This is a genomic window from Pseudomonas sp. LB3P14, from assembly GCF_054898045.1.
Window position 1 is genome coordinate 6,713,114 of the sequence record NZ_CM142714.1, and the last position, 18,824, is coordinate 6,731,937.

16 protein-coding genes are annotated in these 18,824 nt (G+C 58.4%); all 16 read left to right on the forward strand.

Annotated elements, in window-relative coordinates; genetic code table 11:
* The first annotated feature begins 28 nt into the window (after positions 1 to 28).
* The 16 genes from pyrH to tilS all read left to right on the forward strand — a co-directional run bounded on the left by pyrH (position 29) and on the right by tilS (position 18,783).
* The gene (pyrH, locus tag ACYZT5_RS30815) at positions 29 to 772 is read left to right on the forward strand and encodes a UMP kinase (RefSeq protein WP_003172271.1); all 744 of its coding nucleotides are present in this window, start codon (positions 29 to 31) and stop codon (positions 770 to 772) included.
* The gene (gene frr, locus ACYZT5_RS30820) at positions 769 to 1,326 is read left to right on the forward strand and encodes a ribosome recycling factor (protein ID WP_403104918.1); all 558 of its coding nucleotides are present in this window, start codon (positions 769 to 771) and stop codon (positions 1,324 to 1,326) included. Before pyrH ends, frr begins: the two co-directional genes overlap by 4 nt.
* Before the next feature lie 13 nt (positions 1,327 to 1,339).
* Positions 1,340 to 2,095, forward strand: a complete 756-nt coding sequence (gene uppS / locus ACYZT5_RS30825) for a polyprenyl diphosphate synthase (RefSeq protein ID WP_462048679.1) — start codon at positions 1,340 to 1,342, stop codon at positions 2,093 to 2,095.
* On the forward strand, positions 2,095 to 2,901 hold the full coding sequence (locus ACYZT5_RS30830) for a phosphatidate cytidylyltransferase (RefSeq protein WP_462048680.1): 807 nt from the start codon (positions 2,095 to 2,097) through the stop codon (positions 2,899 to 2,901). The genes uppS and ACYZT5_RS30830 overlap by 1 nt, the downstream gene beginning before the upstream one ends.
* Positions 2,898 to 4,088 (forward strand): 1-deoxy-D-xylulose-5-phosphate reductoisomerase, encoded by a 1,191-nt coding sequence (gene ispC, locus ACYZT5_RS30835; protein WP_462048681.1) that lies wholly within the window; start codon positions 2,898 to 2,900, stop codon positions 4,086 to 4,088. Before ACYZT5_RS30830 ends, ispC begins: the two co-directional genes overlap by 4 nt.
* A 53-nt stretch (positions 4,089 to 4,141) precedes the next feature.
* A complete protein-coding gene (gene rseP, locus ACYZT5_RS30840; protein WP_462048682.1) occupies positions 4,142 to 5,494 on the forward strand; it encodes a sigma E protease regulator RseP in 1,353 nt (450 codons plus the stop codon).
* 74 nt (positions 5,495 to 5,568) lie between these two features.
* A complete protein-coding gene (gene bamA / locus ACYZT5_RS30845) occupies positions 5,569 to 7,959 on the forward strand; it encodes an outer membrane protein assembly factor BamA (RefSeq protein WP_462048683.1) in 2,391 nt (796 codons plus the stop codon).
* A gap of 45 nt (positions 7,960 to 8,004) precedes the next feature.
* Positions 8,005 to 8,508 carry an OmpH/Skp family outer membrane protein gene (locus tag ACYZT5_RS30850; RefSeq protein WP_008028980.1) on the forward strand — a complete coding sequence of 168 codons (504 nt, stop codon included), beginning with the start codon at positions 8,005 to 8,007 and terminating at the stop codon, positions 8,506 to 8,508.
* 2 nt (positions 8,509 to 8,510) lie between these two features.
* Positions 8,511 to 9,566, forward strand: coding sequence for a UDP-3-O-(3-hydroxymyristoyl)glucosamine N-acyltransferase (gene lpxD, locus ACYZT5_RS30855; protein ID WP_462048684.1), 1,056 nt, complete (start codon positions 8,511 to 8,513; stop codon positions 9,564 to 9,566).
* A 108-nt stretch (positions 9,567 to 9,674) separates the two neighbouring features.
* Positions 9,675 to 10,115 (forward strand): 3-hydroxyacyl-ACP dehydratase FabZ, encoded by a 441-nt coding sequence (gene fabZ / locus ACYZT5_RS30860; protein WP_462048685.1) that lies wholly within the window; start codon positions 9,675 to 9,677, stop codon positions 10,113 to 10,115.
* On the forward strand, positions 10,112 to 10,888 hold the full coding sequence (lpxA, locus tag ACYZT5_RS30865) for an acyl-ACP--UDP-N-acetylglucosamine O-acyltransferase (protein WP_462048686.1): 777 nt from the start codon (positions 10,112 to 10,114) through the stop codon (positions 10,886 to 10,888). The genes fabZ and lpxA overlap by 4 nt, the downstream gene beginning before the upstream one ends.
* 2 nt (positions 10,889 to 10,890) lie before the next feature.
* Positions 10,891 to 12,021 carry a lipid-A-disaccharide synthase gene (gene lpxB, locus ACYZT5_RS30870; RefSeq protein WP_462048687.1) on the forward strand — a complete coding sequence of 377 codons (1,131 nt, stop codon included), beginning with the start codon at positions 10,891 to 10,893 and terminating at the stop codon, positions 12,019 to 12,021.
* 11 nt (positions 12,022 to 12,032) lie between these two features.
* Positions 12,033 to 12,659, forward strand: a complete 627-nt coding sequence (gene rnhB / locus ACYZT5_RS30875; protein WP_415774006.1) for a ribonuclease HII — start codon at positions 12,033 to 12,035, stop codon at positions 12,657 to 12,659.
* 77 nt (positions 12,660 to 12,736) lie between these two features.
* Positions 12,737 to 16,258 carry a DNA polymerase III subunit alpha gene (gene dnaE / locus ACYZT5_RS30880; protein ID WP_462048688.1) on the forward strand — a complete coding sequence of 1,174 codons (3,522 nt, stop codon included), beginning with the start codon at positions 12,737 to 12,739 and terminating at the stop codon, positions 16,256 to 16,258.
* A 140-nt stretch (positions 16,259 to 16,398) separates the two neighbouring features.
* Complete coding sequence (locus tag ACYZT5_RS30885; RefSeq protein WP_008154040.1) at positions 16,399 to 17,346, forward strand: acetyl-CoA carboxylase carboxyltransferase subunit alpha; 948 nt, start codon at positions 16,399 to 16,401, stop codon at positions 17,344 to 17,346.
* A 123-nt stretch (positions 17,347 to 17,469) separates the two neighbouring features.
* On the forward strand, positions 17,470 to 18,783 hold the full coding sequence (tilS, locus tag ACYZT5_RS30890) for a tRNA lysidine(34) synthetase TilS (protein WP_462048689.1): 1,314 nt from the start codon (positions 17,470 to 17,472) through the stop codon (positions 18,781 to 18,783).
* The last annotated feature ends 41 nt before the right edge of the window (positions 18,784 to 18,824 follow it).

The window sequence follows — 18,824 nt, forward strand, 5'->3', positions numbered from 1 at the left end:
TTAAAATACGCCGCAGGAGAGATTCGCAATGGCTCAGCAGGGCAGTGGTTATCAGGCTCGCTATAAACGCATTCTACTCAAGCTTAGCGGCGAGGCCCTGATGGGCTCGGAAGAGTTCGGGATCGATCCGAAAGTTCTGGATCGCATGGCGCTGGAAGTCGGTCAATTGGTCGGCATCGGTGTTCAGGTCGGTCTGGTGATCGGTGGCGGTAACCTGTTCCGCGGTGCCGCACTGAGCGCGGCCGGCATGGATCGGGTCACTGGCGACCACATGGGCATGCTGGCCACTGTGATGAACGCCCTGGCCATGCGCGATGCGCTGGAACGTGCCAATATCTCGGCCATCGTGATGTCGGCCATTTCCATGGTTGGCGTGACCGATCACTATGATCGCCGCAAAGCCATGCGCCACCTGAACGCCAAGGAAGTCGTGATTTTCGCGGCCGGTACTGGCAATCCGTTCTTCACCACGGATTCGGCAGCGTGTCTGCGTGCAATCGAAATCGATGCCGATGTCGTGCTCAAGGCGACAAAGGTCGATGGCGTCTACACCGCTGACCCATTCAAAGACCCGCATGCCGAGAAGTTCGATCATCTGACTTACGATGAAGTGCTGGATCGCAAGCTGGGCGTGATGGATCTGACCGCCATTTGCCTGTGCCGCGACCACAAGATGCCATTGCGCGTATTTAACATGAACAAGCCCGGCGCCCTGCTGAACATCGTGCATGGCGGCGCTGAAGGGACCCTGATCGAGGAAGGCCAACAATGATCAACGAAATCAAGAAAGACGCTCAAGAGCGCATGAAAAAATCCGTGGAGTCGCTGGCGCACAACTTCGGCCGTATTCGTACCGGCCAGGCGCACCCAAGCATTCTGGAAGGTGTGATGGTGCCGTATTACGGTTCCGACACGCCGATCAAGCAGGTGGCGAACATCACCGTTAAAGACGCCCGTACCCTGCAAGTCGTTGCCTTTGAACGCAACATGCTGGGTGCCGTCGACAAAGCCATTGGTAGCGCGGGTCTGAACCTCAACCCGACCAACCTGGGTGAGTTGCTGCTGATCTCCATGCCGGCCCTGACCGAAGAAACCCGCAAGGGCTTCACCAAGCAGGCTCGCGATGTCGCTGAAGATGCCCGTGTTGCGGTGCGCAACATCCGTCGCGATGCCAATAGCTCGCTGAAGGATTTGGTCAAGGAAAAAGAAATCAGCGAAGACGAAGAGCGTCGTGCCACTGGCGAGATCGACGATTTGACCAAGAAGTACGTGGCTGAAATCGACGCAAATCTGGCGCAGAAAGAAAAAGACCTGATGGCCGTATAAGGGTCGCGTTTTCATGGAAAAGACTAAGCAGACTGCGCCGTCCGCGGTGCCGCGCCATGTCGCGATCATCATGGATGGTAATAATCGCTGGGCGAAAAAGCGCTTTATGCCGGGTGTCGCCGGTCATAAAGCGGGTGTGGATGCCGTTCGTGCGGTGATCGAGGTGTGTTTCGAGGCCAAGGTTGAAGTATTGACCCTGTTCGCCTTCTCCAGCGAGAACTGGCAGCGCCCGGCTGACGAGGTCAGTGCCTTGATGGATCTGTTCTTCAAGGCATTGCGCCGCGAAGCCAAGCGCCTGAACGAAAACAACATCAGCTTGCGCATCATTGGCGACCGTTCGCGCTTTCATCCAGAGCTTCAAGCTGCCATGCGTGAAGCTGAAGCAATGACAGCGGGCGCTAATCGCTTCGTTCTACAGATCGCAGCCAACTACGGCGGTCAGTGGGACATCGCGCAGGCCGCACAGCGTCTGGCGCGGGAAGTTCAGGCCGGGCACCTGCGTCCGGAAGACATCACCCCGGAACTGTTGCAAACCTGTCTGGCGACCGGCGATTTGCCGTTGCCGGACTTGTGCATCCGTACCGGTGGCGAGCACCGCATCAGTAACTTCCTGCTGTGGCAACTGGCTTACGCCGAGTTGTACTTCTCCGACCTGTTCTGGCCGGACTTCAAACACGATGCCATGCGTAATGCGCTGGCCGATTTTGCTTCTCGCCAGCGCCGCTTCGGTAAAACGAGCGAGCAGGTCGAGTCTGGGGCCAGGGTTTAATGCTTAAACAACGAATCATCACCGCGCTGATCCTGCTGCCGATTGCCCTGTGCGGGTTTTTCCTGCTCGAAGGCACCGGTTTTGCGCTGTTCATCGGGCTGGTCGTGACCCTCGGTGCATGGGAGTGGGCTCGCCTGGCGGGCTTCACAGAACAGCCGATCCGCGTTGCCTATGCGGTTGTTGTCGCGTTGATGCTGTTTTTCATGCATATCCTGCCTGGGCTCGCGCCTTGGGTGTTGGGCGCTTCAGTGCTTTGGTGGGGCGTTGCAACCTACCTGGTACTGACTTATCCGCGCACCAGCGAACATTGGGCCAGCGCTGCCTGCAAGCTGGTGATCGGTCTGCTGATCCTGTTGCCGGCCTGGCAAGGTCTGATTCAGATCAAGCAGGAGCCGTTGGGCAACTGGCTGATCATGGCGGTGATGGTGCTGGTCTGGGGCGCTGATATCGGTGCTTACTTCTCTGGCCGGGCCTTTGGCAAGCGCAAGCTGGCGCCACAGGTCAGTCCCGGCAAAAGCTGGGAGGGCGTCTATGGCGGCCTCGCGGTGAGTCTGGTTATCACTGTCGTTGTCGGTCTGGTCCGCGACTGGACGGTGGCGCAGCTGTTCAAAGGCCTGATTGGCGCAGCAATCATCGTGTTTGTCTCGGTGGTAGGTGATCTCACCGAAAGCATGTTCAAGCGTCAGTCCGGGATCAAGGACAGCAGTAATCTGCTGCCGGGTCACGGCGGCGTGCTGGACCGTATCGACAGTCTGACGGCAGCGATTCCGGTGTTTGCCGTGCTGCTGTGGATGGCAGCACCGTGAGCCGCCCACAGCAGATTACTGTTCTGGGGGCGACCGGCTCGATTGGTCTGAGTACTCTCGATGTCATCGCTCGTCATCCCGAGCGTTATCAGGTTTTCGCCTTGAGCGGTTTCACGCGTCTGAGCGAGCTGCTGGCGCTGTGCGTTCGCCATACGCCGCGATTCGCCGTGGTGCCTGAGGCCAGTGCTGCCCGGGGCTTGCAGGACGACTTGCGCGCCGCAGGTCTACCGACTCGCGTGCTGGTGGGTGAGGAGGGGTTGTGTCAGGTTGCCTCCGATCCTGAGGTCGATGCGGTCATGGCGGCCATCGTTGGCGCAGCGGGCTTGCGACCGACCCTGGCGGCGGTCGAGGCCGGCAAGAAAATCCTCCTGGCCAACAAAGAAGCATTGGTGATGTCCGGTGCGCTGTTCATGCAGGCGGTGCGCAAGAGTGGTTCGGTGTTGCTGCCGATCGACAGCGAGCACAACGCGATTTTCCAATGCATGCCACAGGATTTCGCTCGTGGGCTGGGTGCAGTCGGGGTCCGTCGGATTTTACTCACAGCCTCTGGCGGTCCGTTCCGACAGACGCCTATGGCTGAACTGGTGCATGTTTCCCCTGAGCAAGCGTGTGCCCACCCGAATTGGTCCATGGGGCGCAAGATTTCGGTGGATTCGGCCAGCATGATGAACAAGGGGCTTGAGTTAATCGAAGCTTGCTGGCTGTTTGATGCCAAGCCGTCCCAGGTCGAAGTGGTGATTCATCCTCAAAGCGTGATTCATTCGCTGGTCGATTACATCGACGGTTCGGTATTGGCCCAGTTAGGTAACCCTGACATGCGCACGCCGATCGCTAACGCGCTGGCCTGGCCGGAGCGAATCGACTCGGGTGTTGCGCCGCTGGACCTGTTTGCAATTGCGCGGCTGGACTTCCAGGCGCCTGATGAAGAGCGATTCCCGTGTCTGCGCCTTGCGCGTCAGGCAGCCGAATCCGGCAATAGCGCACCGGCCATGCTTAATGCGGCGAATGAAGTGGCTGTCGCGGCCTTTCTCGACGGGCGGGTTCGCTACCCGGAAATCGCGAGTATCATCGAAGAAGTCTTGAATCTTGAGCCTGTGGTTGCGGTTGATGATCTCGAGGCAGTGTTCACGGCCGACGCGAAAGCGCGAGTTCTGGCCGGACAATGGTTGAGTCGTCACGGGCGGTAAGTGCTGCAATACGTTAGCCCATGCAGCACTGGATAGGATTGCGGAGAAAGTAGATGAGCGCGCTCTATATGATTGTCGGCACCCTGGTGGCTTTGGGTGTGCTGGTCACCTTCCACGAATTCGGCCATTTTTGGGTCGCGCGTCGCTGTGGGGTCAAAGTGCTGCGTTTCTCCGTGGGCTTCGGTATGCCGTTGCTGCGCTGGCACGACAAGAAAGGCACTGAGTTTGTCGTCGCCGCGATCCCGCTGGGCGGTTACGTGAAAATGCTCGATGAGCGCGAAGGCGAAGTGCCTGCCGATCAGCTTGATCACTCCTTTAATCGTAAATCCGTCCGTCAACGCATCGCTATCGTTGCTGCTGGCCCGATTGCCAACTTTTTATTGGCGATGATTTTTTTCTGGGTGCTCGCAATGCTCGGCAGCGAGCAAGTGCGCCCGATCATTGGTGCGGTCGAATCCGGCAGTATCGCCGCCAAGGCGGGTTTGAACCCGGGCCAGGAAATCATCGCCATCGATGGCGAGCCAACATCCGGCTGGGCTGCGGTGAACCTGCAGCTGGTCCGTCGTCTTGGGGAGAGCGGTTCCCTGCAGTTGCTGGTCCGTGAACAGGGTTCCACGGCGGATTCGCCCCATGAGCTGGCGTTGGATAAATGGCTCAAGGGTGCCGATGAGCCGGACCCGATTCGCTCGCTGGGTATACGCCCTTGGCGTCCGGCGCTGCCACCGGTCCTGGCCGAACTTGACCCGAAAGGCCCGGCACAGGCTGCAGGCCTCAAGACCGGTGACCGACTGTTGGCTCTGGATGGCAAGTCGCTCGATGACTGGCAGCAGGTGGTTGACACGGTCCGTATGCACCCTGATACCAAAATCATGCTGCGTATCGAGCGTGATGGTGCTCAAATCGACGTCCCTGTGACGCTGGCCGCTCGCGGCGAGAAGAAGGCACCCAGTGGTTATCTGGGCGCCGGGGTTAAAGCAGTCGATTGGCCGCCAGAGATGATTCGCGAAGTCAGTTACGGTCCTGTGGCCGCGATTGGGGAGGGTGCTCGACGCACCTGGACCATGAGCGTACTGACCCTCGATTCGCTCAAGAAAATGTTGTTCGGTGAGCTCTCGGTAAAAAACTTGAGTGGACCGATAACCATTGCTAAAGTGGCGGGCGCTTCTGCCCAGTCGGGTGTCGCTGATTTCCTGAATTTCCTTGCTTATCTGAGTATTAGCTTGGGAGTTCTGAATTTGTTGCCCATTCCTGTACTGGATGGGGGACATTTGTTGTTTTATCTGATCGAGTGGGCGCGTGGTCGCCCCTTGTCGGATCGGGTGCAGGGTTGGGGGATACAGATCGGTATCAGTTTGGTGGTCGGGGTAATGTTGCTTGCTCTGGTCAATGATCTGGGTCGACTGTAACGCTTCGCTGAATTGCGAATCTGCCGCATTTTGCGGCAGTTTGTTTATTGCCAGTTGGAATAAGAAAGGACTTCATGAAACGTCTGCTGCTAACTGCGGTTCTCACCGTATTGATGATCGCCGAAGTTCACGCCGAGTCCTTCACTATCTCTGATATTCGCGTCAATGGCCTCCAGCGGGTCTCCGCGGGTAGCGTCTTTGGTGCTTTGCCGTTGAACGTCGGTGAACAGGCGGATGATCGTCGCCTGGTGGAATCCACTCGTGCGTTGTTCAAAACCGGTTTCTTTCAAGATATCCAGCTGGGCCGAGATGGCAACGTCCTGGTCATCACGGTAGTCGAGCGCCCGTCGGTTGCAAGTATCGAGATCGAGGGTAACAAGGCGATCTCCACTGAAGACCTGATGAAAGGCCTCAAACAATCCGGCCTGGCCGAAGGCGAGATCTTCCAGCGCGCCACCCTCGAAGGTGTGCGTAACGAGCTGCAGCGCCAGTATGTCGCTCAGGGTCGCTACTCGGCTACCGTCGACACCGAAGTGGTGCCGCAGCCGCGTAACCGCGTTGCGCTGAAGGTCAATATCAACGAAGGCACGGTTGCTGCCATCCAGCACATCAATGTGGTGGGTAACACCGTCTTCCCTGATGAAGACCTGATCGACCTGTTCGAACTCAAGACCACCAACTGGCTGTCGTTCTTCAAGAACGATGACAAGTACGCTCGTGAAAAACTTTCCGGTGACCTGGAGCGTCTGCGTTCCTATTACCTGGACCGTGGCTATATCAACATGGATATCGCTTCGACCCAGGTGTCCATCACCCCGGACAAGAAGCACGTCTACATCACCGTCAACGTCAATGAAGGCGAGAAGTACACCGTCCGTGACGTCAAGCTGAGCGGCGACCTGAAAGTCCCTGAAGACCAGGTCAAGTCCCTGCTGCTGGTCCAGAAAGGCCAGGTGTTCTCGCGCAAGTTGATGACCACCACATCAGAACTGATCACCCGCCGTCTGGGTAACGAGGGTTACACCTTCGCCAACGTCAATGGCGTGCCTCAGCCTCACGATGAAGACCACACCGTCGACATCACGTTCGCCGTCGATCCGGGCAAGCGTGCTTACGTGAACCGCATCAACTTCCGTGGCAACACCAAGTCTGAAGACGAAGTGCTGCGCCGTGAAATGCGTCAGATGGAAGGCGGCTGGGCTTCGACCTACCTGATCGACCAATCCAAGACTCGTCTTGAGCGTCTGGGCTTCTTTAAGGAAGTCAACGTCGAAACGCCGGCCGTGCCGGGCGTCGACGACCAGGTTGACGTGAACTACAGCGTTGAAGAGCAGGCTTCCGGTTCGATTACCGCCAGCGTCGGTTTCGCCCAGAGCGCCGGTCTGATCCTCGGTGGTTCGATCACCCAGAACAACTTCCTGGGTACGGGTAACAAGGTCAGCATCGGCTTGACCCGCAGTCAATACCAAAGCCGCTATAACTTCGGTTATGTCGACCCGTACTGGACTGCTGATGGCGTGAGCCTGGGTTACAACGCGTTTTATCGCACCACTGACTACAAAGACCTCGACGTCGACGTAGCCAGCTATGCCGTGGACAGTCTGGGTGCAGGCGTGAGCGTCGGTTACCCGATTAGCGAGACTTCGCGTCTGACCTTCGGCCTGACTGCGCAACAAGACAAGATCAAGACCGGTCAATACACCGTTGACGAGATCTTCGACTTCGTTAACAGGGAAGGCGACAACTACCTGAACTTCAAGGCCTCGGCCGGCTGGTCCGAGTCCACACTGAACAAAGGCGTATTGGCGACCCGTGGTCATTCCCAGAGCCTGACCCTGGAAACCACCACGCCTGGCAGTGATCTGTCGTTTTTCAAACTTGATTACCGTGGCCAGTTGTTCCAGCCATTGTCCGAAAACTACACCATGCGCCTGCACACCGAGCTGGGCTATGGCGATGGTTATGGTTCTACCGATGGCTTGCCGTTCTATGAAAACTACTATGCTGGTGGTTTCAACTCGGTTCGTGGCTTCAAGGACAGCACCCTCGGTCCTCGCAGTACCCCGAGTCGCGGTGCGGCTGTGACGGGTAACACCGGTACGCTCGCTGACCCGGACCAGGACCCGCTGCCGTTTGGTGGTAACGTTCTGATCCAGGGTGGTGTCGAGGTGTTGTTCCCGCTGCCATTCATCAAGGATCAGCGCTCGCTGCGTACTTCGGTATTCTGGGATGTGGGTAACGTATTCGACTCCAAGTGCGAAAAGACCACGAACGCAAATGTCGGTTCAACCGCTCAAACAGAGTGCAACGACATCAGCCTGAGCAACATGGCCAGCTCCGTCGGTGTAGGCGTGACCTGGGTTACCGCACTGGGTCCTCTGAGCTTCGCGTTGGCCATGCCGGTCAAGAAACCGGATGACGCTGAGACTCAAGTGTTCCAATTCTCCCTCGGCCAGACGTTCTAAGCGTCTGACCCAAGATAACGACAATGGATTTTGTAGGAGTGCATCGTGCGTAAGTTGACTCAATTGGTTCTCCTGGCGACCGTACTGGTAGCGGGTCCGGCTTTTGCCGACATGAAAATCGCCGTTCTGAACTATCAGATGGCTCTGCTGGAGTCCGACGCGGCCAAGAAATACGCTGTGGATGCCGAGAAGAAGTTCGGCCCTCAGCTGACCAAGCTCAAGACTCTGGAAAGCAGTGCCAAAGGCATCCAGGACCGTCTGATGGCTGGCGGCGACAAGATGCAGCAAGGCGAGCGTGAACGCCTGGAACTCGAGTTCAAGCAAAAGGCCCGTGACTTCCAGTTCCAATCCAAGGAACTGAACGAAGCCAAAGCCGTTGCCGACCGTGAAATGCTGAAGCAGCTCAAGCCGAAACTGGACAGCGCTGTGGAAGAAGTCATCAAGAAAGGTGCTTTTGACCTGGTCTTCGAGCGTGGCGCAGTGATTGATGTCAAACCTCAGTACGACATCACTCGCCAGGTTATCGAGCGCATGAATCAGCTGAAGTAACCATGACTGCGACTATAAAGCTCGGCCAATTGGCCGAGTTCCTCGGTGCCACACTGCGTGGCGACCCGGAGAAAGAAATTACTGGGCTAGCCACTTTGCAAGAGGCTGGCCCAGCTCAGTTGAGCTTTCTCGCAAACCCCCAATACCGTAAGTACCTGGCTGACAGCCGGGCCGCAGCCCTGTTGCTGAAGGCCGCTGACGCTGAAGGTTTTGCAGGTAATGCGCTGGTGGTACCTGATCCATATCTGGCCTACGCGCGGGTTTCCCATCTGTTCGATCCCAAGCCAAAGGCCGCTGTCGGTATTCATCCGACAGCCGTTGTGGCAGCGGATGCAGTGGTCGATCCGGCGGCGAGCATTGGTGCCTTTGCGGTGATCGAAAGCTGCGCGCGTATTGCTGCGGGTGTGACCGTTGGCGCGCACTGCTTCATCGGTGCCCGCTGCGAGATTGGCGAGGGTGGCTGGCTGGCCCCGCGAGTCACGCTGTACCACGATGTTCGCGTCGGTAAACGTGTGGTGATTCAATCGGGTGCCGTACTCGGTGGCGAAGGTTTCGGTTTTGCCAACGAGAAAGGTGTCTGGCAGAAGATCGCTCAGATCGGTGGTGTCCTGGTCGGTGACGATGTGGAAATTGGCGTGAATACCGCTATCGATCGCGGTGCGCTGGCCGATACCATCCTCGGCAATGGTGTGAAACTCGACAATCAGATTCAGATCGCCCACAACGTCCAGGTTGGTGATCACACCGCCATGGCCGCGTGCGTAGGGATCTCCGGCAGCACCAAAATCGGCAAGCATTGCATGCTCGCCGGTGGCGTAGGGCTGGTGGGGCATATCGAAATTTGTGACAACGTTTTTATCACCGGGATGACCATGGTGACCCACTCGATTACCGAAAAGGGTTCCTATTCATCCGGTACGGCGATGCAACCAGCAGCCGAATGGCGCAAAAGCGCGGCCCGCATCCGTCAGCTCGATGACATCGCGCGACGTCTGCGACAGCTGGAAAAGCGTGTAGGGGAAGTGACCCCTGACGGTAATGCTTCATCAGATGGCTGATACCATTTCCATATCAAGTGTGCACAGCCGCTAGACTGCCTCCTTGATTTGCTAGAGGGGTGCGCGTCAGTCGCGCGCTCCCAATCTTTACATAGGCTTCCCCCCGAAATGATGGACATCAACGAGATTCGCGAATACCTGCCTCACCGTTACCCGTTCCTGCTGGTGGACCGAGTTGTGGAACTGGATGTGGAAGGCAAGCGCATTCGCGCCTACAAGAATGTCAGCATCAACGAACCCTTCTTCAATGGTCACTTCCCTGCGCATCCAATCATGCCGGGCGTGTTGATCATCGAAGCGATGGCTCAGGCTGCCGGGATCCTTGGTTTCAAAATGCTCGACGTGAAACCGGCCGACGGCACCCTTTACTACTTTGTTGGCTCCGACAAGCTGCGCTTCCGCCAGCCGGTTTTGCCGGGTGATCAGCTTGTGCTGGAGGCAAAGTTCCTGAGCTGCAAGCGTCAGATCTGGAAGTTCGAGTGCCAGGCTTCGGTCGATGGCAAACCAGTCTGCTCCGCTGAAATTATCTGCGCGGAACGCAAACTATGAGTTTGATTGACCCTCGCGCAATCATCGATCCGACGGCCATCCTGGCTGACGGCGTCGAGGTCGGCCCTTGGTCGATCATCGGCGCAGGTGTGGAAATCGGCGAGGGGACAGTGATCGGGCCGCATGTGATTCTCAAAGGCCCGACCCGAATCGGTAAGCACAACCGCATCTACCAGTTTTCTTCGGTAGGCGAGGACACGCCCGATCTGAAATACAAGGGTGAAGAAACCCGTCTGGTCATCGGTGACCACAACGTTATCCGCGAAGGCGTGACCATTCACCGTGGGACCATTCAGGACCGTTCTGAAACGACCCTGGGCGATCACAATCTGATCATGGCCTATGCCCACATCGGCCACGACAGTGTCATCGGCAACCACTGCATCCTGGTCAACAACACCGCGCTGGCGGGCCACGTGCACGTTGAAGACTGGGCGATCCTGTCCGGTTTTACCCTGGTTCATCAGTATTGCCATATCGGCACCCACAGCTTTTCCGGTATGGGCACCGCCATCGGCAAGGACGTCCCGGCGTATGTCACTGTGTTCGGCAACCCGGCCGAAGCCCGCAGCATGAACTTCGAAGGCCTGCGTCGTCGCGGTTTCAGCGAAGATGCGATCCACGCGCTGCGTCGTGCCTACAAGGTGGTTTACCGCCAGGGGCTGACGGTCGAACAGGCGCTCGCCGAACTGGCCGAACCGTCGGCCCAGTTCCCGGAAGTCGCGGTATTCCGTGATTCCATCCAGTCTTCGACCCGCGGCATCACTCGTTAATCATGGCTAATCTGCGTATTGCGCTGGTGGCGGGTGAGGCTTCCGGCGACATTCTTGGCACGGGTCTCATGCGCGCACTCAAGGCTCAGCATCCGGCTGTCGAGTTCATCGGTGTCGGCGGTCCGCTGATGCAGGCCGAAGGCCTGACCTCGTATTTCCCGATGGAGCGTCTCTCGGTCATGGGCCTGGTGGAAGTGCTGGGCCGATTGCGCGAGCTGATGGCTCGTCGCAAAAAGCTGATCGCTGACCTGATCGCCGAGAAGCCGGATGTGTTCATCGGTATCGATGCCCCGGATTTCAACCTCAATATCGAACTGAAGCTGCGTCAGGCCGGGATCAAGACCGTGCATTACGTCAGCCCGTCGGTTTGGGCGTGGCGGCAGAAGCGGGTGCTGAAGATTCGCGAAGGCTGCGACCTGATGCTGACGCTGTTCCCGTTCGAAGCGAAATTTTATGAAGAGAAGGGCGTGCCGGTGCGGTTTGTCGGGCACTCCCTGGCTGATGCTATTCCGCTGGAAGCTGATCGCGCCGCCGCGCGGGCTGAACTCGGCTTGCCTGACGGGCCGCTGGTTGCGCTGATGCCGGGCAGTCGCGGTGGCGAAGTCGGCCGTCTCGGTGCGCTGTTCCTCGATACCGCCCAGCGCCTGCGGGCTTTGCGCCCCGGCGTACGTTTCGTCATGCCGTGCGCCAGCCCTGAGCGCCGAGCGCAGCTGGAAGAATTGCTGGCCGGCCGCGATTTGCCATTGACCTTACTCAATGGCAAATCCCATCTGGCCCTGGCGGCCTGTGACGCCGTGCTGATCGCCTCCGGGACCGCTACGCTTGAAGCGTTGTTGTACAAGCGGCCGATGGTGGTCGCTTATCGCCTGGCGCCGCTGACGTTCTGGATTCTCAAGCGAATGGTGAAAAGCCCCTACGTTTCCTTGCCGAACCTGCTGGCCCAGCGCCTCTTGGTGCCCGAGTTGCTGCAGGACGATGCGACGGTTGAAGCTCTGGCCCAGATCTTGTCGCCGCTCATCGACGGTGGCGAAGAGCAGACCCGTGGCTTCGACGAAATCCACCGGACCCTTCGTCTGGATGCCTCCAACCAGGCTGCAGATGCAGTGCTGAACCTGATCGGCCAAGTACAATGAGTAAAACAAGCATGCAAATGGGGCTGGATTTCACCTTGGTCGCTGAAGTTGAAGAATTGGTTGCCGGTGTTGACGAAGTCGGTCGCGGCCCACTCTGTGGCGCCGTGGTGACAGCTGCGGTGATCCTCGATCCGAGTCGTCCGATCCTCGGCCTGAACGACTCGAAAAAACTCACCGAAGCCCGCCGCGAAAAACTCTACGACGAGATCTGCGAAAAAGCCCTGAGCTGGTGCATCGCCCGGGCCGAAGTCGAAGAAATCGACGAGCTGAACATCCTTCACGCCACCATGCTGGCCATGCAGCGCGCAGTCGAAGGCCTGCACATCACACCGAAACTGGCGATGATCGACGGCAACCGTTGCCCGAAATTGTCCATGCGCGCCGAAGCGGTGGTGCAGGGCGACGGTAAGGTTCCGGCCATCGCTGCTGCGTCGATTCTGGCCAAGGTCAGCCGCGACCGCGAGATGGCGGCGTTCGAGCTGATTTACCCGGGTTACGGGATTGGGGGCCACAAAGGCTACCCGACGCCCGTTCATCTGGAGGCGCTCGCCCGCTTGGGGCCAACGCCGATTCACCGCCGCTCGTTTGCTCCGGTACGTCTGGCTTACGAGGCGCGGGAAAACCTGATCGAGAGTTAGTCGCAAGGCTGATGTTTTTTCCAAGGCCCGGTACAATCCGGGCCTTGTTGTCTTCACGGTTACTAGACAGGATCACTATGCCGGCTTCATTCGTTCACCTACGCCTGCACACTGAATACTCCCTGGTCGACGGTCTGGTGCGGATCAAACCGCTGGTCAAGACCCTGGTCGGCATGAACATGCCTGCCGTAGCGGTCACCGATCAGAACAACATGTGTTCCCTGGTCAAATTCTATAAAGCCGCCATGGGTGCCGGGATCAAGCCGATCTGCGGCGCTGACCTGTGGCTGTCGAACAAGGATCCGGACAACGCCCTGAGCCGGATCAGCCTGCTGGCAATGAACGCCGTCGGCTATCGCAACCTGACCGAACTGATCTCCCGCGGCTTCATCGACGGCCAGCGCAATGGCTCGATCATCATCGAGCGCGAGTGGGTGGCCGAAGCCAGCGAAGGCTTGATCATGCTGTCGGCGGCTAAAGAAGGTGAGATCGGCCTGGCCATGCTCAGTGGCAACCCGGCTGAAGCCGAAACCCTGGCCCGGGAATGGATGGCCGTGTTCCCGGATCGCTTCTATCTGGAAATCCAGCGCACCAATCGCCCCAATGATGAAGAGCAACTGCACGGCGCCGTGGCCCTGGCCGAGAAAATCGGCGCGCCACTGGTGGCGACCAACGACGTGCGCTTCATCAAACAGGAAGACTTCGCAGCCCACGAAACCCGCGTCTGCATCGGTGAGGGCCGCGCCCTCGACGATCCGCGGCGTTCGAAGAATTACAGCGATCAGCAATACCTCAAAAGTGCCGAGGAAATGGCCGAGCTGTTCAGTGACTTGCCCGAGGCGCTGGCAAACACCGTCGAGATCGCCAAGCGCTGCAACATCGAAGTGAAGCTGGGCAAGCACTTCCTGCCCAACTTCCCGATTCCCGATGGCATGACCATCGACGAGTATTTCCGCAAGGTTTCCTTCGATGGCCTGGAAGAACGTCTGACGGTTCTGCTGCCCAAGGACACCACCGAAGATTACGAGGCCAAGCGTCAGGTTTACGTCGACCGGCTGAATTTCGAGCTGGATATCATCATCCAGATGGGTTTCCCCGGTTACTTCCTGATCGTTATGGACTTTATCCAGTGGGCCAAGAGCAACGGCGTACCGGTAGGTCCGGGCCGGGGGTCGGGTGCCGGGTCGCTGGTGGCCTATGTGCAGAAGATCACCGACCTCGATCCACTGGAATATGACCTGCTGTTCGAACGTTTCCTTAACCCGGAACGGGTATCGATGCCCGACTTCGACGTCGACTTCTGCATGGATGGTCGCGACCGGGTCATCGAATACGTGGCCGAAAAATACGGCCGCAACGCCGTAAGCCAGATCATCACCTTCGGTTCCATGGCAGCAAAAGCGGTGGTCCGTGACGTGGCACGGGTGCAGGGCAAGTCCTACGGACTGGCGGATCGTCTGTCGAAGATGATCCCGTTCGAAGTCGGCATGACCCTGGAAAAGGCCTACGAACAGGAAGAAATCCTGCGTGACTTCATCAAGGTCGATGAAGAGGCCGCTGAAATCTGGGAAATGGCCCGCAAGCTTGAAGGCGTTGTACGTAACGTCGGTAAGCACGCCGGTGGTGTCGTTATTGCCCCGACCAAACTGACGGACTTTTCGCCGATCTATTGCGACGAAGCCGGTGATGGCCTGGTAACCCAGTTCGACAAGGACGACGTTGAGGCTGCCGGTCTGGTGAAGTTCGACTTCCTCGGTCTACGGACTCTGACGGTCATCGACTGGGCGCTGAAAACGATTAACCGCGACCGCGCCAAGGTTGATGAGCCGCCGCTGGATATCGCTTTCATCCCGCTGGATGACAAGCCGACGTACCAGTTGCTGCAAAAAGCTGAAACCACCGCGGTGTTCCAGCTTGAGTCGCGCGGCATGAAAGAGCTGATCAAAAAGCTCAAGCCCGACTGCCTGGAAGACTTGATTGCACTGGTGGCCCTGTTCCGTCCGGGCCCGCTGCAATCGGGCATGGTGGATGACTTTATCAACCGTAAGCACGGTCGCGCCGAACTGGCGTACCCGCACTCGGACTACCAGTACGAAGGCCTCAAGCCGGTTCTGGCACCGACTTACGGCATCATCCTGTATCAAGAGCAGGTGATGCAGATTGCCCAGGTCATGGCCGGTTACACCCTCGGCGGTGCGGACATGCTGCGTCGGGCCATGGGTAAGAAAAAGCCCGAAGAAATGGCCAAGCAGCGCGGCGGTTTCATTGAAGGTTGCAAGACCAACAATATCGAAGCCGACCTGGCCGGTAACATCTTCGACCTGGTAGAGAAGTTCGCCGGTTACGGCTTCAACAAATCTCACTCGGCCGCTTACGGTCTGGTGTCGTACCAAACGGCGTGGCTTAAAACCCACTACCCGGCGCCGTTCATGGCCGCGGTGCTGTCGGCAGACATGCACAACACCGACAAGGTCGTGACCTTGATCGAAGAAATTCGCACCATGAAGCTGCGTCTCGACGCGCCGGATGTGAATACTTCGGAATTCAAGTTCACGGTAAATGACGAAGGCCGCATTATTTACGGCCTCGGCGCGATCAAGGGTGTGGGCGAAGGTCCGGTGGAAGCGATCACCGAGGCGCGTCGGGAGGGTCCGTTCACGGATCTGTTCGATTTCTGCGCCCGTGTCGATCTCAAACGTATCAACAAACGCACCCTCGACGGTTTGATTCGCAGCGGTGCACTGGATCGTCTGGGGCCTTACTTCCATGACGAGCAGAAAGCCTATCAGGCCAACATCGACCGCAACCGGGCGGTCTTGCTGAACGCCATGGAAGGGGCGATCAAAGCGGCCGAGCAAACCGCGCGTACCAAAGACAGCGGTCATGTCGATCTGTTTGGCGGCTTGTTCGTCGAAGAAGACGCCGACGTCTACGCCAATCACCACAAGGCCAAGGAGCTGACCCTCAAGGAACGCCTGAAAGGGGAGAAAGATACCCTGGGCCTGTACCTGACCGGTCACCCGATCGACGAATACGAAGGCGAGATCCGCCGCTTCGCCCGTCAGCGCATCATCGACCTGAAACCGGCTCGTGATACCCAGACCGTCGCGGGCATGATCATCGCCTTGCGAGTCATGAAGAACAAAAAGGGCGACAAGATGGGTTTCATCACCCTCGACGACCGCTCTGGACGGATCGAGGCCTCACTGTTTGCCGAAGCATTCCATTCGGCGCAGTCGCTGTTGCAGACCGACGCGATGGTGGTGGTCGAAGGCGAAGTCAGCAACGACGATTTCTCTGGCGGGCTGCGGCTGCGGGTCAAGCGGGTGATGAGCATGGAAGATGCGCGCACCAATCTGGCCGAAAGCCTTCGCTTGAAGCTGCAGACAAAAGACCTCAAGGGCGATCAGCTACGCTGGCTGGGTGAGTTGTTCAAGCGTCACCGCGGTGCGTGCCCGATCACCATGGAATACACGAGTCCTGATGCGAAGGCCTTGTTGCAGTTCGGCGAGACCTGGCGAATCGACCCGGCGGATACCTTGATTCAAGCCCTGCGTGACCAGTTCGGGCGAGACAACGTCTTCCTCCAATACCGTTGACGGTCAGGCCCTATTGTTAGGGCCTGATCTCGACCTGAATTTTTAATCTCGACCTGAACGCGCCTCTCCCTTAAGGTAGGGCGCGAATAGACAACCGGCCGGCCCAAGCTCCCTTGGAAGTCGACCCAAGACGGACGCCTATGAACCCGAATTTTCTAGATTTCGAACAGCCGATCGCCGACCTGCAAGCCAAGATCGAAGAGTTGCGCTTGGTCGGTAATGACAATTCGCTGAATATCGGCGATGAGATCTCCCGCCTGCAGGACAAAAGCAGCACGCTGACCGAAGACATCTTCGGCAAGCTGACCAGCTGGCAGATCGCGCGTCTGGCGCGTCATCCGAAACGTCCGTATACCCTGGACTACATCGAACACATCTTCACCGAGTTCGACGAATTGCACGGCGACCGTCACTTCTCCGACGACGCCGCCATCGTTGGCGGCATTGCCCGTCTGGACGACCAGCCGGTGATGATCATCGGTCACCAGAAAGGCCGCGAAGTACGCGAGAAAGTTCGTCGCAACTTTGGCATGCCGCGTCCGGAAGGCTACCGCAAGGCGTGCCGTCTGATGGAAATGGCCGAACGTTTCAAAATGCCGATCCTGACCTTCATCGACACTCCGGGCGCCTACCCGGGTATCGACGCTGAAGAGCGCAACCAGAGCGAAGCGATTGCCTGGAACCTGCGCGTCATGGCGCGCCTGAAAACCCCAATCATCGCCACCGTAATCGGTGAAGGCGGTTCCGGTGGTGCTCTGGCAATCGGCGTTTGCGATCAACTGAACATGCTGCAGTACTCGACCTACGCGGTCATTTCGCCGGAAGGTTGCGCCTCGATTCTGTGGAAGACCGCCGAGAAAGCACCGGACGCCGCTGAAGCCATGGGCATCACTGCCGAGCGCCTCAAAGGCCTGGGTATTGTGGATAAAGTGATCAGCGAGCCTTTGGGCGGCGCGCACCGTAATCCAGCCGCTGCGGCTGCATCGATCCGTGCCGAGCTGAGCTCTCAGCTGGCGATGTTGAAGAAGTTCGACAACGAAGCGCTGTTGGCCCGTCGTTACGAGCGTCTGATGAGCTACGGTCTCTGATCGAACGCTCCTCCATCATGTAGGAGCAAGGCTTGCCCGCGATCGGGACGCCTCGGTTTAACAGGCCGACCGCGTTATCGTTTATCGCGAGCAAGCTCGGCTCCTACAGGTTTTGGTGCGTTCATGACTCTCAGCGCAGTACTTCTCAAGCAACTTGCCCCCTGGCGCAACGCTACAACCTGGCGCATCGCCTTCTCCGGTGGTCTCGACTCCACCGTTCTGCTGCACCTTCTCGCACACCTCGCAAAAACCGAATCCCTGCCGGCGCTAAACGCCATCCACGTCCATCACGGCCTTCAGGCTGTGGCTGATGCGTGGCCGGATCATTGTCAGTCGGTCTGCGATGCTCTGGGTGTGCCGCTGCAAGTTGTTCGCGTGCAGGTTCAACCCGGCGCCAGCCTTGAGCGTGCAGCTCGGGATGCGCGATATGCCGCGTTCATCGAGGCGACTCAGGCCAATGAAGTGTTGATGACCGCCCAGCACCGTGACGATCAGGCGGAAACCCTGTTGTTTCGGATGCTGCGCGGGGCAGGGGTGAGGGGTTTGTCGGGGATGCCACGCCAGCGCCCGCTCGGTAAAGGGCAGCTGCTTCGGCCATTGCTCGATGTCACGCGGGCTGAACTTGAAGCCTATGCGGCCGAGCATCGGCTGAGCTGGATCGAAGACCCTTCGAACCAGGACCGCCAATTCTCGCGTAATTACCTGCGGCATCAGGTTTTCCCTGTGTTGACCGAGCGCTGGCCGCAAGCGCTGGCGACCATGGCCCGCAGCGTTGCACATCTGAGTGAAGCGCAGGGATTGCTCGATGAACTTGCGCAAATCGACCTGACTGACGCCAGCACTGCCAATGATTTTGATTGGCTGGGATTGCCGTCGCTGGAGCTGGCGGCATTGGAAATGCTGTCCGCTGCTCGTCAGCGTAATGCGTTAAGCCATTGGCTCGAACCGCTGACGCGACTGCCAGACAGTGACCATTGGTCGGGTTGGGAGGATTTACGCGATGCCACCGGCGATGCCCGTCCGATCTGGCGGCTGGCGGATGGCGAATTGCATCGCGCGGGTGGGCGTATCTGGTGGTTGTCCGGTAGTTGGTTGCGCACGCCGCCCGCCGTCGGAAACTGGCCTGATCCCTCGCTATCGCTGGGGTTGCCGGACAACGGTGGGATCACACTCACCGGCCAAATCCCCGATGGTCCGCTGCATATCCGCTATCGTGAGGGAGGTGAGGTCATGAGTCTGCCCGGTCGCGGTCATCGCGATCTGAAGCGATTGCTCAACGAAAGCGGCGTGCCGGGTTTCGCCCGTGGCAGATTGCCGCTGCTCTACCGAGGCGAGCAATTGCTGGCGGTGGCCAACCTGCGGGGCTTGGACGGCAGTGCAAAGGAGCGTTGGAATTTGCATTGGCAGCCACTGACCGAAGATCAAGGTTTGAGCTGAAAGGGGCTTTCCGGTAGACTACGCTCCCTTCTTGATACAAC

What these genes read in the sequence shown, in the direction of transcription:
- pyrH (WP_003172271.1), top strand. Translation starts at nt 29, where the DNA reads ATGGCTCAGCAGGGCAGTGGTTATCAGGCTCGCTATAAACGCATTCTA.
- frr (WP_403104918.1), top strand. Translation starts at nt 769, where the DNA reads ATGATCAACGAAATCAAGAAAGACGCTCAAGAGCGCATGAAAAAATCC.
- uppS (WP_462048679.1), top strand. Translation starts at nt 1,340, where the DNA reads ATGGAAAAGACTAAGCAGACTGCGCCGTCCGCGGTGCCGCGCCATGTC.
- ACYZT5_RS30830 (WP_462048680.1), top strand. Translation starts at nt 2,095, where the DNA reads ATGCTTAAACAACGAATCATCACCGCGCTGATCCTGCTGCCGATTGCC.
- rseP (WP_462048682.1), top strand. Translation starts at nt 4,142, where the DNA reads ATGAGCGCGCTCTATATGATTGTCGGCACCCTGGTGGCTTTGGGTGTG.
- bamA (WP_462048683.1), top strand. Translation starts at nt 5,569, where the DNA reads ATGAAACGTCTGCTGCTAACTGCGGTTCTCACCGTATTGATGATCGCC.
- lpxD (WP_462048684.1), top strand. Translation starts at nt 8,511, where the DNA reads ATGACTGCGACTATAAAGCTCGGCCAATTGGCCGAGTTCCTCGGTGCC.
- fabZ (WP_462048685.1), top strand. Translation starts at nt 9,675, where the DNA reads ATGATGGACATCAACGAGATTCGCGAATACCTGCCTCACCGTTACCCG.
- lpxA (WP_462048686.1), top strand. Translation starts at nt 10,112, where the DNA reads ATGAGTTTGATTGACCCTCGCGCAATCATCGATCCGACGGCCATCCTG.
- lpxB (WP_462048687.1), top strand. Translation starts at nt 10,891, where the DNA reads ATGGCTAATCTGCGTATTGCGCTGGTGGCGGGTGAGGCTTCCGGCGAC.
- rnhB (WP_415774006.1), top strand. Translation starts at nt 12,033, where the DNA reads ATGCAAATGGGGCTGGATTTCACCTTGGTCGCTGAAGTTGAAGAATTG.
- dnaE (WP_462048688.1), top strand. Translation starts at nt 12,737, where the DNA reads ATGCCGGCTTCATTCGTTCACCTACGCCTGCACACTGAATACTCCCTG.
- ACYZT5_RS30885 (WP_008154040.1), top strand. Translation starts at nt 16,399, where the DNA reads ATGAACCCGAATTTTCTAGATTTCGAACAGCCGATCGCCGACCTGCAA.
- tilS (WP_462048689.1), top strand. Translation starts at nt 17,470, where the DNA reads ATGACTCTCAGCGCAGTACTTCTCAAGCAACTTGCCCCCTGGCGCAAC.